15 protein-coding genes are annotated in these 15,943 nt (G+C 68.9%); 7 read left to right on the top strand and 8 right to left on the bottom strand.

What is annotated here, in order from left to right:
* Window positions 1-30: 30 nt before the first annotated feature.
* The 4 genes from J3476_RS02720 to J3476_RS02705 all read right to left on the bottom strand — a co-directional run bounded on the left by J3476_RS02720 (window position 31) and on the right by J3476_RS02705 (window position 3,599).
* Window positions 31-996 (bottom strand): glycine betaine ABC transporter substrate-binding protein, encoded by a 966-nt coding sequence (locus J3476_RS02720; RefSeq protein ID WP_207065010.1) that lies wholly within the window; start codon window positions 994-996, stop codon window positions 31-33.
* Window positions 997-1,001: 5 nt separating this feature from the next.
* A complete protein-coding gene (locus J3476_RS02715) occupies window positions 1,002-1,712 on the bottom strand; it encodes an ABC transporter permease (protein ID WP_152519451.1) in 711 nt (236 codons plus the stop codon).
* A gap of 80 nt (window positions 1,713-1,792) precedes the next feature.
* Window positions 1,793-2,959, bottom strand: coding sequence for an ABC transporter ATP-binding protein (locus J3476_RS02710; RefSeq protein ID WP_286182527.1), 1,167 nt, complete (start codon window positions 2,957-2,959; stop codon window positions 1,793-1,795).
* Window positions 2,952-3,599 (bottom strand): ABC transporter permease, encoded by a 648-nt coding sequence (locus tag J3476_RS02705; RefSeq protein ID WP_207065009.1) that lies wholly within the window; start codon window positions 3,597-3,599, stop codon window positions 2,952-2,954. Before J3476_RS02705 ends, J3476_RS02710 begins: the two co-directional genes overlap by 8 nt.
* A gap of 230 nt (window positions 3,600-3,829) precedes the next feature.
* On the opposite strand from J3476_RS02705, the gene J3476_RS02700 reads away from it, so the two are divergent.
* Both J3476_RS02700 and J3476_RS02695 read left to right on the top strand, forming a co-directional pair.
* Window positions 3,830-4,615 carry an SDR family NAD(P)-dependent oxidoreductase gene (locus J3476_RS02700; protein ID WP_207065008.1) on the top strand — a complete coding sequence of 262 codons (786 nt, stop codon included), beginning with the start codon at window positions 3,830-3,832 and terminating at the stop codon, window positions 4,613-4,615.
* 95 nt (window positions 4,616-4,710) lie between these two features.
* Entirely contained in the window at window positions 4,711-5,619 is a 909-nt protein-coding gene (locus J3476_RS02695) for a universal stress protein (RefSeq protein WP_207065007.1), read from the top strand.
* 18 nt (window positions 5,620-5,637) lie between these two features.
* Here the strand turns inward: J3476_RS02695 and J3476_RS02690 are convergent, their stop codons facing one another.
* Complete coding sequence (locus J3476_RS02690; RefSeq protein ID WP_207065006.1) at window positions 5,638-7,647, bottom strand: SpoIIE family protein phosphatase; 2,010 nt, start codon at window positions 7,645-7,647, stop codon at window positions 5,638-5,640.
* Window positions 7,648-7,752: 105 nt separating this feature from the next.
* Between J3476_RS02690 and J3476_RS02685 the strand changes: the two genes are divergently transcribed.
* Window positions 7,753-8,499 carry a hypothetical protein gene (locus J3476_RS02685; RefSeq protein ID WP_207065005.1) on the top strand — a complete coding sequence of 249 codons (747 nt, stop codon included), beginning with the start codon at window positions 7,753-7,755 and terminating at the stop codon, window positions 8,497-8,499.
* 9 nt (window positions 8,500-8,508) lie between these two features.
* The gene (locus J3476_RS02680) at window positions 8,509-9,744 is read left to right on the top strand and encodes an FAD-dependent oxidoreductase (protein ID WP_207065004.1); all 1,236 of its coding nucleotides are present in this window, start codon (window positions 8,509-8,511) and stop codon (window positions 9,742-9,744) included.
* Window positions 9,745-9,896: 152 nt separating this feature from the next.
* Here J3476_RS02680 and J3476_RS02675 read toward each other — a convergent pair whose 3' ends face one another.
* Window positions 9,897-11,681, bottom strand: coding sequence for an Hsp70 family protein (locus tag J3476_RS02675; RefSeq protein WP_207065003.1), 1,785 nt, complete (start codon window positions 11,679-11,681; stop codon window positions 9,897-9,899).
* A gap of 146 nt (window positions 11,682-11,827) precedes the next feature.
* On the opposite strand from J3476_RS02675, the gene J3476_RS02670 reads away from it, so the two are divergent.
* Entirely contained in the window at window positions 11,828-12,298 is a 471-nt protein-coding gene (locus J3476_RS02670; protein WP_152515134.1) for a nuclear transport factor 2 family protein, read from the top strand.
* On the opposite strand, the gene J3476_RS02665 is transcribed toward J3476_RS02670, so the two are convergent.
* On the bottom strand, window positions 12,261-12,956 hold the full coding sequence (locus J3476_RS02665) for a L,D-transpeptidase (protein ID WP_207065002.1): 696 nt from the start codon (window positions 12,954-12,956) through the stop codon (window positions 12,261-12,263). The genes J3476_RS02670 and J3476_RS02665 overlap by 38 nt on opposite strands.
* A 97-nt stretch (window positions 12,957-13,053) precedes the next feature.
* Here J3476_RS02665 and J3476_RS02660 point away from each other — a divergent pair, with 97 nt between their 5' ends.
* Entirely contained in the window at window positions 13,054-14,547 is a 1,494-nt protein-coding gene (locus J3476_RS02660) for a bifunctional phosphatase PAP2/diacylglycerol kinase family protein (RefSeq protein WP_207065001.1), read from the top strand.
* Here J3476_RS02660 and J3476_RS02655 read toward each other — a convergent pair.
* Window positions 14,501-15,175 (bottom strand): phosphatase PAP2 family protein, encoded by a 675-nt coding sequence (locus tag J3476_RS02655; protein ID WP_207065000.1) that lies wholly within the window; start codon window positions 15,173-15,175, stop codon window positions 14,501-14,503. The genes J3476_RS02660 and J3476_RS02655 overlap by 47 nt on opposite strands.
* Before the next feature lie 43 nt (window positions 15,176-15,218).
* Between J3476_RS02655 and J3476_RS02650 the strand changes: the two genes are divergently transcribed.
* Window positions 15,219-15,701: a hypothetical protein gene (locus J3476_RS02650; RefSeq protein ID WP_207064999.1), complete on the top strand. Its 483-nt coding sequence runs from the start codon at window positions 15,219-15,221 to the stop codon at window positions 15,699-15,701.
* The last annotated feature ends 242 nt before the right edge of the window (window positions 15,702-15,943 follow it).

Raw genomic sequence — 15,943 nt, 5'->3', positions numbered from 1 at the left:
CAGCTGGTGGAAAGCACTCTGAACGGCCCCTCACGAGGGCGCTGAGAGCAGACCTTCTTCGATCAACCAGTCCCGGGCGACCAGCGCCGGATCCCGGCCCTCGTTGTCCACCTCGGCGTTCAACGTCAGCATGACCTCGTTGGTCAGGCGCGGGTTGAGTTGTCCGAAGATCTCCGCCAGCTCCGGGTGCGCCTCCAACAACGCGGTGTCGATGACCTCGGTGAGGTTGTACAGCGGAAAGAACTGCCGGTCGTCCTCGAGCACCCGCAGATCCAGTGCCGGGATGCGACCGTCAGTGGTGAAGACCTCGCCGAAGTTGCAGTCGCCGTTGGCGGTCGCGGTGTAGATGACTCCGGTGTCGAGCGTGATGACCTGACCCAGCTGGTCTCTGGACAGGTCGTAGGTCTGCAGCATCGGCACGAAACCGTCGTTGCGGCTGGCGAATTCGCTTTCCACGCAGAACGTCAGCTCCGAGCGGTCCAGCGTGGCCAGATCCGACAGTTTGGTGACCCCGAGACGCTGCGCCTCGGACTCCCGGATGGCGAACGCGTAGGTGTTGTTCATCGGCGCCGGCGGAAGCCAGGTCAAACCGTTGGCCTGATCAGCCTCGTTCACGGCCTGCCATTGCGCCGTGGGGTCCTTGATCGGGTCTTCGTTGCCCAGGTAGTTGATCCAACCCGTGCCGGTGTACTCCGGCGAGATGTTCGCATCACCGGACAGCATGGCCTGGCGCACGCCGAAACTGCCCGGGGTGTTGGTCATGTTGGTGACGTCGGCCCCGGCAGTGGCGAGAATGATCGACAGCATGTTGCCGAGAATCAACTGCTCGGTGAAGTCCTTGGCGGCCACCGTCACCGGGACGCCTTCCAATGAGTCGTAATGCTGGATCGTCCCCGGCGCCGCGTCCAGGACGGTGCCGCTCGCCGACTGCAGACCGCAGCTGGTCACGCTCGCCACCACGATCGCCGTGATCAGTGCGACAGCGCGCGCGCCCATGGTGTTCACAGTCCTTTCGGAGACGCGACCATCTCGACGACGCGGGCCAGCCAGTCGATGAACAGGGCCAGCGCGGCTACCAGGATGGCGCCCACCACGAGTGTGACGGTCTGCTGCAGCTTGATTCCGGTCGTGATCAGTTGCCCGAGGCCGCCGGCCCCGGTGAACGCTGCGAGCGCGGCGGTGCCGACGATGAGGACCAGCGCGGTGCGGACTCCGGCTACGATGACCGGCAACGCCAACGGCAGCTCCACCCGCATCAAGGTCGCGGTGCCGGACATCCCCATCCCTCGCCCGGCCTCGACCAGGCGCGCATCCACGCCGTCGAGGCCGGTGACAGTGTTGGCGACGATGGGCAGCGCGCCATAGACGGTCAACGCGACGATCGCGCCCACCTCGCCGATGCCGAAGATGACTGCCCCGAGCGCGATCAGGCCGATCGCGGGGGCCGCCTGCCCGAAACCGGCCACGGTGATGATGGGCTTGGAGTAGCGGCGCATCTGCCCCCGCGTCAGTGCGACACCGAGGGGAATGCCGATGGCGCAGGTCAGCAGCGTGGCCGCCAAGCTCACCGACATGTGCTGGCCCAGCAGCTCCAGCAGGTTCGGCACACCCAGCGAGCGTTGTTCCGACGGCGTGACATCAGCGAGCTTCACGTAGATCAGACAACCGGCCACCGCTGCGACGCACACGAGCGGTTGCAGAAACCAGCGCACGAAACCGAAAGGGCTTCCTGCACCGCCCGACTCGGTGTCGTCCGGGGTTTCGGCGGGCTCTTCGTCGGTGACGGCGGCGGTCACGGTGCGCGCCCTGCCGTATTCGCCGCCGAGCGCACCCCGGACATCGCGTCCATGATGGTCTCGACCCGCACCACGCCCTGATAGGTGTTGCGGCGGCCCGTCACCACCACCACGCCGTGCGAGGACGTCAGCATCTCGTCGAGAGCGTCGTTGAGCGTCGAGGCCAGGCTGACGCACTCGAGGTCTTCGTCGCGCGACACGTGCTCCAGCGAGCGCGGGTCGGCCAGATCCTCCAGCGACAACCAGCGCTGCGGCCGGTCCTGGGCGTCGAGCACGATGACATGCTCGCGCTCGATCGCTCGCGCGGTGCGCACAGCGTCGCCGGGATCGTCACCGATGTGAGCCACGGCGGCCTCGTGCAGGCCGACGTCCCGAATCCTGGTCAGCGTCAGCTGCTTCAGCGCGGCCCCGGCGCCCACAAAGGTCCGGACGAAGTCGTCGGCCGGATTGGTGAGGATCTGCTCCGGCGTGTCGTACTGCACGATCTTCGAGCCTGCCTGCAGGATCGCGATCCGGTCGCCCAGCTTGACCGCTTCGTCGAAATCGTGGGTGACGAACACGATCGTCTTGCGCAAATCCTCCTGCAGACGCAACAGTTCGTCCTGCAGCCGCTGACGGGTGATCGGGTCGACGGCGCCGAACGGCTCGTCCATCAACAACACCGGCGGATCGGCGGCCAGCGCCCGGGCGACGCCGACGCGCTGCTGCTGACCACCGGAGAGTTCGCGGGGGTAGCGATCACGGTACTGCTCGGGATCCAGGCTGACCAGGTCGAGAAGTTCGTCGACCCGCGCGGCGATGCGGTCCTTGTCCCATTTGAGCAGTTTGGGCACGATCGCGATGTTGTCGCCGACCGTGAAGTGCGGGAACAGCCCCGCACCCTGGATGACGTAGCCGATGTGGCGACGCAACTCGTCGGGATCACGCTTGGTGACGTCGTCGTCGCCGATCAGGATCCGCCCGCTGGTTGGTTCGATCAGGCGGTTGATCATCTTCATCGTGGTGGTCTTGCCGCACCCGGACGGTCCGACGAGCATCACGATCTCACCGGCGGGAATCTCCATCGAGATGTTGTCGACCGCCGGCGCCGACCCCTCGCCGTAACGTTTGGTCACCCCGTCGAGCAGGATGCGGGCACCCCCGGTGCGAGCCGAGTCAGACACGAATCCCCCTCGGGGTGGTGAGACGGGTGAGGACGTTGAGAACGCTGTCGAGGATCACGGCGAGAATGAGGATGCCGATGGTGGCGGCGACGATCGAGTTGGTGGCGTTGGCCCCACCCATCCGCGAGATGCCGGAGAAGATGTATCCGCCCAGACCGGGCCCCAGCGCGAACGCCGCGATCGCCGCGATGCCCATCAGCATCTGCGCCGATACCCGCACACCGGTCATGATCACCGGCCATGCCAGCGGTAACTCGAGTCGTACGAGCGTGGTGAGCCGCCCCATGCCCATCCCCCGTGCCGACTCGACGAGCGTCTTGTCCACTCCCGACAAGCCGACCACGACATTGCGCAGGATCGGGAACACCCCGAAGAACGACAACATGATCACCGACGGCAGCACGCCGAGTCCGACGATGCCGACGAGCACACCGAGCAGTGCGTAGGACGGAATGGTCAGTCCCACCGCGGTGACGGTGTTACCCAGTGCCACACCCCAGGGCGAACGGTAGATGAGTATCCCGATGAGCAGTGCAATCACGGTGGCGACCACCAGGGTCTGTACGACGAGGCTCATGTGCTGATAGGCGAGAAACGACAAGACCGTCCAACGGTCCCGTACGAACTCGACAAAGCCCATAAATCTACTTATTGCCAATCTCTATGTCGTCAAACATGATTTTTGCTGGCCCCCACCTCGTTTCGGAGATTAACCACTACCGGATCACGTCGTGAGGCTTTCGGCCACAATGACATCCAAGCGTGACGTGGCACGGTCATCTCTGCGCGCCTCCGCACGGGCTACCGAGCGCGACTTCGCGTGCGGATCCGGATCGAGTCACCCGGGACGGGTCCACGTAAGGTCGACCCGTGACCGACGATGCCGCGCGCACCGATCCGTTCGACCTGACCGGCCATGTCGCCGTCATCACCGGAGGCGGCTCCGGGATCGGTCTCGGTATGGCGACCGGGCTGTCCCGCGCGGGGGCATCGGTGGTCGTCATCGGACGCAACCCGCATCGTCTCGAGGACGCCGCGGCGCAACTGCGCACCCAGGGCAGTCCGGTGTTGGCTCTGACCTGTGACGTGACCGACGAGCAGGCCGTGACCGACACGATGGCCCGCGTGCGTGCTGAATTCGGCAGTCTCGACTCATGTTTCGCCAACGCCGGGGTGCGCGGCACTTTCACCCCGGTGTTGGACACCTCGCTGGCCGAGTTCCGGGCGACCACCGCCGTCGATCTCGACGGCGTGTTCCTCACCCTGCGGGAAGCGGCCAGGCAGATGGTTGCCGCCGGACGGGGCGGCAGCCTGGTGGGGGTGTCCAGCCTGGGTGCGTTGCAGGGCATGCCCCGTCAGCCCGCCTACGCCGCGTCGAAAGCCGGGGTGACCGCGCTGATCGACAGTATGGCCGTCGAACTCGCTCGACACGGTATCCGTGCGAACACCATTCAACCGGGGTGGTTCGACACCGACATGACCTCCGCGGGTCTGGCCGACGAGCGGTTCAGTTCCCGGGTGCTGCCTCGCGTACCGGCCCGGCGCTGGGGAGGACCGGAGGACGTCGCCGGCGTCGCGGCCTATCTCGCCAGCCCGGCGAGCCGCTACCAGACAGGTGACGTGCTGCGCATCGACGGCGGCTATCTGAAGTTCTGAGCCCGATCGGGGACTTTCGACCCGTGCGATGGGGTTGCGTCACGTCCTAGCGTGGAGGTGTACCCACCGGAACCCGGGCAGAAGGGAGACGGACGATGACTGCCCACAGTGAACACCGCAATGCACAACCGAACGCTCGCGGGATCGTCGTGGCGGTCGACGGTTCCGCGCCCTCCGACACGGCACTCGAGTGGGCGGTGCGGGAGGCCGCATCCCGCAAGACAACGCTGACGGTGGTGCACGTCGTACGGCCCCCCATGGTCGTCGCCTGGCCGGAGATGCCACCGGGGCCCGCCTACGGGGAATCCCTGGAAGACCACGGTCGCGCCGTGCTGGACGAGGCAACGACGCGGGCCGAGGGACTCGCACAATCGCTCGGCGGGGTGACGATCACCAGTGAGCTGCACTCCGAGACGATCATGGGCACATTGATCGACCTGTCCAAGGACGCCGAGTTGATCGTGGTCGGCTGCCGCGGACAGGGCGCCGTGAGCCGCGCCGTCATGGGATCGGTGAGCTCGGCGATGGTGCACCATTCGCGGTGCCCGGTCGCGGTGATCCATGACGACACTCCCGCCGACCAACTGGCCGGCGCGCCGGTGGTGGTGGGTATCGACGGATCGCCGGCTTCGGAGGCCGCCACCGCGATCGCCTTCGACGCGGCCGCGCGCCATGGCGTTCCGCTGGTGGCGGTTCACGCGTGGAGCGACGCCACCGCCATCGAGTATCCGGGCGTGACCTACGAGATCATGCAGGGCCTGGGCGAAGAGGTGCTGGGTGAACGACTCGCGGGATGGCACGAACGCTATCCCGACGTCGAGGTGCGTCCAGTGGTGACCTGCGACAAGCCGGCACATCAGCTTCTCGAACAGGCCGAGAAAGCGCAGTTGATCGTCGTCGGCAGCCACGGTCGAGGCGGCTTCGCCGGCATGCTGCTCGGCTCGGTCAGCAGCAAGGTGGTGCACAGCGCCCGCATCCCGGTGATCGTGGCCCGCCAGGGCTGAGCGGTCCGCGGCGGGCCGTCAGCTCGATGCGGACGGCTCGCCGGCCACCACATGGTCCGGCCCGCTCGACCCCGCGGGTATCGGCTCACGACCGAAGATCAGCGCGGTGACGTCGTCGACGTCACTGACCTTGGCTGCACCGGCACACAAGGCGTCGATCAGCGCGCGGGCGTCGCCGCAGTGTCGGCGTGCGATGTCGGTGACCGCGTGGTGGAGGTCCTCGACCGTGCCTCCCCACACGTCCATGACACCGTCGCTGACCAGCAGCACGGCGTCGCCGGGATCGAGTTTCCCGCGGCGTTCGTGCCAGTCGCTGCCGAGACCGATCGGCAGGTCCCCGGAGGTGACGTGCTCGACGGTGTCTCCACAGTCACGCACCACGAAGTGCAGTCCATGGCCGGCGTCGGCGAATCGGTACTCACCGGATGCCAGGTCGACGTGGACGTAGGCGACGGTGACGAAGGCGCCGGTGCGATGCAGGTCGCCGTCGAGGGCGGCCGCAGCATTGCGCACCGCTGCGGCGGGCGGCAGGTCCAGGGGGTTGGTCCGCAGCGCCGCGCGCGACGCCGCAGCGAGCATGCCCGCCCCCATGCCCTTACCCATCACATCGCCCAGGCTCAGCACCACCTGCCCGTCGTGCAGACGCAGATCGTAGAAGTCGCCGCCAACCTGTTTGGCTGGAACCGATTTCGCCGCCGCCTGCCATCCGGCCACAGTCGGCAGGCTCCACGGCAGCAACGCGCGTTGCACCTCGGCGGCACGGGCTATTTCTTCCCGTTCCAGCCGGCGCGCGCGGCTGATCTCGGTGATGTCGCGAAATTGCAGCGCGAGAAGAGAATCGGCCCGCTCCGCGGAGATCGCGACGATGCTGAAATGCAGGATGCGGCCCGCGTCGGTGGTCACCCGGACTTCCCGGTACCCGTCGGAAACACTGTCGGCGTGACGCGAAAGCGCCTCGCTCGCTTGTGCGCCCAACAGATCATCGAGCCGCGTGCGGCCTGCGCTCAGGCCGGGCAGGATCTCCTCGGCAGACAGGTTGCTGCGCCGAACCGACCAACCGTCGCCGTCGCGGGCGACGATCAGGCTCCCAGCGACCGAGGCCTCGAAGTTCCGGCGGAACAGTTCCTCGCTGATGTTGAGACGCCGCGCCGTCTCCCGTTCCTGGCCCACCGCCAGGGACAGCGCGAGAAACACGATGACGATGGACACCTCGAAGATCTGCAGGACGATGCTGCCGGTCTCGGGGGTGAGGCGGTCGAACGAGAAGGGCCCACGTCCACCGGCACTGCCCACGGACGCCACGAGCGCCACCGCCAGCATCTCGACGAGCATCATCCGGGTGGTCAACCGCATCGCGGCCCAGACCAGCGGAAGGAACGGCAGGAACGCCAGCGGCAGAAGGTCGTTGAGCACGAAGACGAAGACGGCGACCGCCAATGTCACCACGATCTGCGCGGCTATCTCCACCGGTTGGGCTACGCGCGGTCGGCGGGGATGGCTCATGAACAGCGGTGCCAGCAGGATCATGCCGGCGGCATGCCGGGGAGCACCGGTGACGAAGCGCGTCCAGGCGCCGGCGGTGTCCCCGACGGCGAGCGACACCAGCACCGAGAGCACGTCGAAGGTGGCGGCGGAGGCGAAGACCGCCACCACCAACCGTCCGATGTCGCGTGGGGTGGACAGGGCGGGAAGCTCATCGCGCCGGCCCCGCATGATCAGCGTTCCCACGACCAACTCGAGACCAGCGGCAACCGAGAGTCCTGTCGCCAGGAGCGCGGGTCGGCCGGCCCACAGCGCGAGGGGAATCGTGATGGCGGCGACCGCTGTGGCCAGCAGCCACACCCACCGACGGGGCAGGCGGAGACCGAGGCCGAGCGCGACACCCGCAGCCGGCCACCATGCCGTGGTGGCCAGCGCCGCCGGCTGCGTCACCAGGGAAAACCAGCTGATCACCGCGACCGCGAGAAGACACAGCACGACGAACACAGGACCCTGGGACGCCGACCGTGCGAGACGCGACCCCCCCATCACCCGATCCACCCCCACCGGACAACTATCGCACCGGTGGTCGGCGGGCGGCAGACAAACGTGGCGTCGCGTTTGAGGTCGGCGCGAACAGGACATGTTCCAGCCATGCCGATGTGGCCGACGACCGACGTGACGATCACCGACGACGACGTCGAGGACGCGTTGTACCGCACCGTACGGATGCTCAATCCGGTACTGGACGTGGTGGGCGCGACCGACCCGCTGAAACTCAAGCGGCGGGTGCCTTCCTCATCGCCGGAGAGTGGGCCGGATGGCGGGCCGATCGATCTGGTCGCCGACGGGATCGCCCGCGCGCTCAATGCCGCCGATCTGCCCGGCACGGTCGCGTGGGACGGCATGGGCACCGACGCCCGCATCCGGTGGTGGGTGTGGCGGATCGGCGCGCTGAACACCGTCGCGGTGGCCTATCCCGGAGTTCTCGGCATCGTGGGCCGGCTGTTGCCGGTGCAGGATCTGCTCGGATTCGTCAACCAGGCGCTCGTATTGTGCGCGTTGGCAAGGGAATTGGGGGTGACCGAGCCGCGCGAACAGGCCCGGATGCTGGCCGAGGTGTTGTGCAGCCGCGACACCGACGAGGCCGATGAGCCCGCCCGGTCGACCCCGTCGAGCCTGCGCACGGCGGTGTGGCGGCTGCCCGGCGTGTTCGAGGCGGTGGGCGATGAACTCGCCAAACGTCCCCAGCCGCGCGCCCCCTTCCGGTACCTGGGGATGCTTCCCGGTGTCGGGGCGGTGGCCTCGTACTTCGGCGAGTGCGGCGCCTTGGCCCGCGCGGCCAAGCAGGGCAGACGATGGATCACCGAAAGGTTTCCCGAGGCGCCGGCGGGCGGCTAGCGTGATTGGGTGACTGCGAAGACCACCTGCGCCGTCGTCGGTGGAGGCCCAGCCGGCATGGTGTTCGGCCTGCTGCTCGCCCGGGCCGGGGTCGACGTCACCGTGCTGGAGAAACACGGTGACTTCCTGCGCGACTTTCGCGGTGACACCGTGCACCCCACCACGTTGCGGCTGCTCGACGAGCTCGGCCTGTGGCCGAAGTTCACCGAGCTGCCGCAGAGCCGCGTCCGCAACGTCACGTTCGATGCCCGCCCCGGAAATCCGGTGACCATGGTCAGCTTCGAGCGGTTGCGCCAACCTCACCCGTACATCGCCATGGTCCCGCAGTGGGACCTGCTGAATCTGCTCGCCGAGGCCGCCCAGGCCGAGCCCACGTTCACGCTGCGGATGGACACCGAGGTCACCGAACTGCTGCGGGAGGGCGGCCGCGTCGTCGGGGTCAGGTATCAGAGCGACGACGGGCCGGGCGAACTGCGCGCGGACCTGACGGTGGGCTGCGACGGGCGCACGTCCGTCGTCCGCCAGGACGCCGGACTGCAGGTCACGGAGTGGCCGGTGAGCTTCGACGTGTGGTGGTTCCGGCTGCCCCACCCCGCCGATGACGAGATCTTCACGTTGTTTCCGCGCATCGCCTCGGGCAAGGCGCTGATCGTCATCCCGCGCACGGATTACCTGCAGATCGCGTTGCTGATCCCGAAGGGTGCCGACGCCCGCCTGCGGGCCCGCGGCCTGGCCGCCTTCCACGCCGATGTCCTCGAGCTGTTACCCGAGGCCGGTGACAGCGTCGAGGCGATCGGCTCGCTCGACGACGTCAAGCACCTGGACGTGCGGCTGAACCGGCTGCGCCGCTGGCACACCGACGGACTGCTGTGTATCGGGGACGCCGCCCACGCGATGTCACCCGCAGGCGGGGTGGGCATCAACATGGCCGTCCAGGACGGGGTGGCGGCGGCGCGGCTGCTGGCCGAGCCGCTGCGCCGGGGCCGGCCGAGCGATCGGGAACTGGGGGCGGTGCGCCGGCGCCGGGTCGTGCCCACCGCGCTGACCCAGGCTTTCCAACGGCAGTTCGACAAGCGGCTGTTCGGACCGGTGGTGCGGGAAGAAGACATTTCGGGTCCGCCCCCCGCGCTGATTCGCCTGTTCGAGCGGATGCCGTGGCTGGCGGTGGTGCCGGCGTATGTGGTGGGTGTCGGCGTACTGCCCGAGCATGCACCGGCGTTCGCCCGGCGGTCGGCGCCCCGCTGAATCGCGGTCCTCGCCCCGCTGAATCCCCGAATCGGCCCGATCGGCTGTCCCCTCCGCAGCCGATCGAACCGACGCTCAAACTTTAAGTGGGTCGGCCTGCGGGGGGAATCGGGGAATTCCCTAGTTCTTTCTCGGGGGATCGCTCGTCGGCGTCAGGGTCCCGCAGGCACCGGGATCGGGATGGGCACCGGAACGAACGGCACCTCCAGATTCGTCGTGGTGATCGGATCCGGTTCCGGCGGGTCGGGCTCGTCGACCGTGGTCGGCGGTGCGGTCGTCGGGGCCGGGGTGCGGGTGGTGGTCGGCGCCGTCGTCGGTGGTGTCGTGGTGGTGGGCGGCGTCGTGGTCGTCGGCGGCGTAGTCGTCGTCGTGGTGGTCGTGGTGGTCGTCGTCGTGGTCGTGGTGGTGGTCGTCGTGGTCGTGGTCGTGGTCGTCGTGGTGGTGGTGGGTGTCGTCGTGGACGTGCGCGTGGGCTGGGTCGTCGGCGTGAAAGCCGGGCTCGGCGGCGGCTGCGCGGGCACCGGCTCGTCCGGTGGCGGCGGCGCGTCGGTGACCGTGACCTGCCCGGACGGCGTCAGCGCGCTGCTCAGCGGGTTCGTCCCCGGCTTCGGCTGAGGCCGGTCCGGGGAGTCGAAACTGGTCAGGGCGATCGCCAACCCACCGACGACCACGAGCGCGATCACCGCCAGCAGGCCTGCCACCGGCAGGGGCACCCGTTGCCACGGTGCGACGTCGTCGGCGGGTTCGGGCTGTTCGGTGTCGTCGGGCGAACCGGTCTGCAGCGAGCCGTACGGGTTGGGCGCCTGGTAGGGGTCCTCACCGGCGTAGGGCACGACGTCGTCGTCCCCGTCGTCGGCCTGCGACCAGGCGAGAGCGCGCATCGTCGACGAGGCAGCCTCGTCGACCGGCGGCGCAGCGACCGGCGGGGCGGGGGCGACCCAGGTGGCGGTCTCCGCCGAACGCCCGTAGGCGGCGATCATCGCCGCGCCGACCGCCGCGTCGAGGGCCGGTTGCGGTGTCTTGACCACCGGAACCCGCGAGCGTTCGGAGATCTGCTGGGTGATCAGGGGAATGCTCGCACCACCGCCGACGAGCACCACCGAGGACAGGTTGCTCCAGCCGACGCCGTTGGCGGTCAGCGTGTTCTCCAGCGCAGCACTCACGCCTGCCAGCGGACGGGCGATGAGCTCCTCGAGTTCGGCGCGGGTCAGCCGCATCTCGGTCTGCAGGTCGGGCAGGTCGACGGGCAGCGTGGTGGCGGTGTCGGACGACAACCTCTCCTTGGCCGCGCGGCACTCCTCCCGCAGCCGCGCCAGCGAGCCGACCGCGGCGGTCTGGGCGGGATCGGCGCCGTGGTCGCCGCCGAGACGGTCGAGGACATATGCGAGCAGGGCCTGATCGACCTGGTCGCCGGCGAACTCGGCGTAGCGTTCGGTGCCGCCGATCATCGCGAACGCCGACGCGCCGTCGGCGAGCGTGATGCTCGTGCCGCCGCCGCCGAAGTCCAGCACTGCCACCACACCCGACCGGTCGAAGCCGGGGTTGGCGTTGAGCGCGGTCAGCGCCGCGACGGCGTCGGGGACCAGCCGCGGAACGGCACCTGTCGCGGCCGTCAACCGGCTACCCGCCAAGGCCGACGCGAGCGCAGCCGTCGCCGAGGGGTTCCAGTACGACGGGGTGGCGATCGCCACCCCCGACGGCGGCGTGGGCATCGCCGCGGCGGCCGCCTCGTCGAGGACCGCGACGAGCAGTTGCTCTGCCGGGTAGCTGGTGCCGTCAGCGGCAACCAGCGGGACCGGATCGCCGACGCGCTCGACGAAACCGGTCAGGACCGTGCCGGAACGCGTCAGCGCGGCCCGCCTGAGCACGGGTTGATGTCCGATGCCCACCGCGACGACGTTGGTCGTCCCGATGGACATCCCCAACGGATCGCTCATGATCCCCGCCACGATAGCGGGCCGCGGCGCTCACCCGGTGCTGACACCCCAGGGGCCGGGACTGCCACGGATTGTCTGACGGCTGCGTCAGCCGAGTTCGGAGGTGAGCCTAGGTTCGCGCCCGCCGGTGTGCTGCAATTGCGGCCATGCCCGACATCGACGAGATCAAGCAGGTCAAGTATCGCTACCTCCGAGCGCTCGACACCAAGAACTGGGACGAGTTCGCCGACACCCTGACCGAGGACGTCATCGGTCGCTACGGCGAGTCCATCGGCGAGGAGCACCACTTCACCACGCGCGACGAACTGGTGGGCTTCATGCGCAACTCGCTGGGCGGCGCGGAGGTGCTCACCGAGCATCGCGTGAACCACCCCGAGATCAGTCTGGACGGCGACGAAGCCACCGCGACCTGGTACCTGCAGGACCGGGTGATCGCGCCGGCGTTCAACTTCATGCTCATCGGGGCGGGCTTCTACCACGACCGCTACCGCCGCACCGCCGACGGCTGGAAGATCTGCGAGACAGGCTACGACCGCACCTACGACGCGTCGATGTCGTTGGAAGCGTTGAACTTCAAGGTCAAACCGGGACGCGCGCTGAACCTGCCGCAGGACTGAGCGCGATCATCGCGCCGGGCCGCAGCCAGCGCATGATCTTGACGAGGGTGGCGTCGTCGATCGCGACGCACCCGGCGGTGGCTCCGCCATCGGTGCTGTGCACGAAGAAGGCGCTGCCCTTGCCGGGCACGCGTTGCTTGTTGACGCCCATCACGACGGCGTGCGCATACTGCGGGATGTCGAGGTTCTCGGTACCGGTCCCCGAGGTCGCGAAGGCACACGCTTCCGGCTCGCACACCTGCATGGTGTTGTAGGTCGGGCTGTTGGAATCGCCGTCCCACCAGTGGCGGGGGCCGACCTCGACGTACGGCAGTCCGCTGCCGGGGTCGGGCTGGGTGCCGAACGCGAAGTCCAAGGAGTACACCCCCTGCGGCGTCATCATCGAGCCCTCGAAGTGGTTCGGGGACATGCCCTTTGCGCCGATCTTCGCCGGGACACCGACGCCGCCGTCGACGGGTTGCCACCCCGCCGCTGTGCGCTGCCAGACGTCCAGCTTGGCGTCCGAGCCGCCGCCGGCGGTCACCGACAGCACCTGCGTGGCCGCGCCCACCTGTTGGGCGAACCACGGCGTGAACTGCGCTGCGGCCGGTGCGGCGGTCGGCCCGAAAGCCAGCAGAGCGACCGCCGCCGCGCACAGCAGGGTCGGCAGTCGGCGCATCACTTCATCATCGCCGCCTGCGCCCGCCCGCCGTGTCAAGGGACGGACACGATCCGGTCGCGTTTACCTCACGGGGCCGCCGGATAACTTGAGCGGTGTGGACTTTCTTCCGATGCGCCGACGTGGGCGCGGAATCCGTCAGATCACCCGCGGGCTGGGCAGCTTGGACCGCGAGGTGTTCGAGGCGGTCGCCGAGTCACCCAGTCCGCTGATCGACTCGGTGATGCCCCGGCTGACCAGGGCCGCCGACCACTCGAAGTTGTGGTTCGCCATCGCCGCGGGCCTGGGTGCATTCGGCAGCCCGTCGCTGAAGCGCGGCGCCGTACGGGGGCTGGCCACGCTGGGGGTGACCAGCCTCGTCACCAACCAAGTCGCCAAGCGGGTGTGGCGTCGTGAGCGGCCCAGCCCGATCCTGGTCCCGCTGACCAGGCAGATCCGCAAACTGCCGACGTCGTACTCGCTGCCGTCGGGCCATTCGGCCAGCGCCGCCGCATTCGCCGTCGGCGTCGGTCTGGAGACTCCGCCGGTCGGCCTGGGATTGGCGATGCTCGCCGGACTCGTCGGCATGTCCCGGGTCGCGGTGGGCGCGCACTACCCGGGTGACGTGCTCGCCGGCTTCGGCATCGGCGCGGGCATCGCGGTTCTCGGCGCCCGGATCGTGCCGCCCGTTGTCCCGACCAGCGTGCCCGCCGCCGATCCGCTGCGGTTCGAGACCCGGGCCCGGCCGGACGGCGCCGGCGTCACGCTGGTCGTCAACCCGGCCTCAGGCAGCGGGACGGGCGCGCGGGTGATCGACGAAGTGCGTGACGCGCTGCCCGGCACCGAGATCGTGGAGTTGGGCGCGGACGACGATTTCGCCGACGCACTGCGCGAGGCCGGGCGCCGATGCGCGGTGCTGGCGGTGGCCGGCGGCGACGGCACGGTGGCCGCCGCCGCGAAGGTGGCGATCAGCGAGGGCGTGCCGTTGGCGGTGTTCCCGGCCGGCACGTTCAACCATTTCGCCAAGGACATCGGTTGTGACACCATCGCGAAGACCATCGCCGCGATCCGCGAAGGCCAGGCCTCCTACGTCGACCTGGTGTGTCTCAACGAGCAGCAGATGGTGATCAACACCGCGAGCATCGGCGCCTACCCACGGTTCGTGCAGACCCGGGAGAAGCTCGAACACAAGATCGGCAAGCCGCTGGCCGGTCTCTACGCGATGTTCCACACGCTGCGCCGCGACGAGTCCGTGCGCATCTCCTACGACAACAAGACGCTGCGGACGTCGCTGTTCTTCCTGGGCAACTCCACGTACCTGCCATCAGGTTTCGCGCCGTCGCGGCGGACCCGCATGGACGACGGGCTCATCGACGTGCGGATCCTGGAAACCGGGCGCCCGCTGTCCCGGCTGCGCATCCTGGCAGGGCTGGCACTGGGCCGGCTGGAACGCAGCCCGCTCTATCACGAACTGCGGGTGCCGCAGTTCGCGTTCCGCTCGGTGGACGGACCCACCGTGCTGGCGCTCGACGGGGAGGTCGGCACCGAGGTCACCGAAGCGAGCTTCACGGCGCAGTACCGGACACTGCCGGTGTTTCGTCCACTTCCGTGACGCGCGGACGGTACGGCGGCACCGCCAGCAGGCACGCCGCGAAGTACGCATAGCCCAGCGCCCAGCCCGCCAGGACGTCTGAGGGGTGGTGCACGTTGAGCACCACCCGGCCGATGCCCATGACGACGATGAGCACCACCCCGGCGCCGAGGGTCCAGGGCCGCCACCGCGGTCCCAGCAGAGGACTCGCCACCACGTACAGCGCGAGCACCGCGGCCGTCACCCCCAACGCGTGGCCGGAGGGGAACGACAACCCGTACGCATCGACGAACGCGGTGTCCGGCCGCGGGCGCTCGGCCAGCGCTTTGGCGATCTCGGTGACCACCCCGCTCAACTCCACAGCGACGATCAGAAACACCGCGACCCTGACCCGGCGCCGCACGAACGCGACGACGATCACGACCAACGTGGCGAACCGGAACGCGAACGGACCCAGGGCGGTGCAGAACACGTCCCAGCCCGTCACCCAGCCCGGATGCGCCTGCCCGAAGCGCGCGGTGGGCTGCAGCGCCCAGGCATCCACGTCGGCCAACCAGCCCCACTGCCAGGTGAACCCGACCCACATCAGCAGATGGACGCCGACGGCCGCCAGTGCGGTCGCGCCCAGCAGACGCCGGTTCACCGTCATCTGACCATCACTACCACTCAGCCGGCTGAGCTACCGTGCACCCATGGCCGTCATCCTCCGCAGGCTGCTCCGCATCGGCAGGCTTCCCGGCGCGTTACGGGCCGAACTCGAACCCGAAGGGATCCTGTTCTTCGACGAATATGTCCCGGTCACGCGCCGCTTTCACGGTGCGGTGCCCGGCCTTCGCTCGTCGGGCAGCATCGCCAGCTACGCCGGCGCTCTCGTGCTCACCGAGGAACGGGTACTGGGCACGCTGTCGTCGGTGCCGAAGCTGGCCGGCCGCACCATCGACCTGCGCTGGGACGAGCCGCAGGCCGGCGCGGTCAAGGCCGAGCTGTCGACCTCCGGCCTGACGCTCGACGTGGACGTCGCCGAGATCGACGAACATTGGTCCGGCGAGCTGTCGATGCACTACAAGACCGACATCCCCAGCGACGTCATCGATCGACTGCCCCGCACCTCGCTGGCGTTCGACGCACCACCGGAATTCGTGTTCCGCGCCGTGGGGGTCGCCTACCACCCCTAGCGGCCGGCCGTCGCCGTCGCGCGCACCGTCGCGCCGTCGCCCGGCCACCGTTGCCGGCGCGCGCAGCCACCGTTGCCGGCGCGCCGTTGCCCGGCCACCGCCGTCGCGCAGCGTCGCGCTCCATACTCCCCCGGTCACCATCCGCCGAACGTGAATCCTCTGCGAATCCCAGGCCGATTTTTCGCAGAAGGTTCACCCTCGGCGACGGTCCGCCGCCACCGAGTCCCGGCCACCGTCGACGA

Source organism: Mycobacterium sp. PO1 (assembly GCF_017312405.1).
Classification (GTDB): domain Bacteria; phylum Actinomycetota; class Actinomycetes; order Mycobacteriales; family Mycobacteriaceae; genus Mycobacterium.
This window is presented reverse-complemented; position numbering and strand designations above follow the sequence as displayed.

Excerpts from the sequence above, each read along its gene's own strand:
- J3476_RS02695 (WP_207065007.1), top strand. The coding sequence starts at position 4,711 with ATGACTGCCCACAGTGAACACCGCAATGCACAACCGAACGCTCGCGGG.
- J3476_RS02665 (WP_207065002.1), bottom strand. The coding sequence starts at position 12,956 with ATGCGCCGACTGCCGACCCTGCTGTGCGCGGCGGCGGTCGCTCTGCTG.
- J3476_RS02705 (WP_207065009.1), bottom strand. The coding sequence starts at position 3,599 with ATGGGCTTTGTCGAGTTCGTACGGGACCGTTGGACGGTCTTGTCGTTT.
- J3476_RS02690 (WP_207065006.1), bottom strand. The coding sequence starts at position 7,647 with ATGGGGGGGTCGCGTCTCGCACGGTCGGCGTCCCAGGGTCCTGTGTTC.
- J3476_RS02675 (WP_207065003.1), bottom strand. The coding sequence starts at position 11,681 with ATGAGCGATCCGTTGGGGATGTCCATCGGGACGACCAACGTCGTCGCG.
- J3476_RS02720 (WP_207065010.1), bottom strand. The coding sequence starts at position 996 with ATGGGCGCGCGCGCTGTCGCACTGATCACGGCGATCGTGGTGGCGAGC.
- J3476_RS02685 (WP_207065005.1), top strand. The coding sequence starts at position 7,753 with ATGCCGATGTGGCCGACGACCGACGTGACGATCACCGACGACGACGTC.
- J3476_RS02655 (WP_207065000.1), bottom strand. The coding sequence starts at position 15,175 with ATGACGGTGAACCGGCGTCTGCTGGGCGCGACCGCACTGGCGGCCGTC.
- J3476_RS02650 (WP_207064999.1), top strand. The coding sequence starts at position 15,219 with ATGGCCGTCATCCTCCGCAGGCTGCTCCGCATCGGCAGGCTTCCCGGC.
- J3476_RS02670 (WP_152515134.1), top strand. The coding sequence starts at position 11,828 with ATGCCCGACATCGACGAGATCAAGCAGGTCAAGTATCGCTACCTCCGA.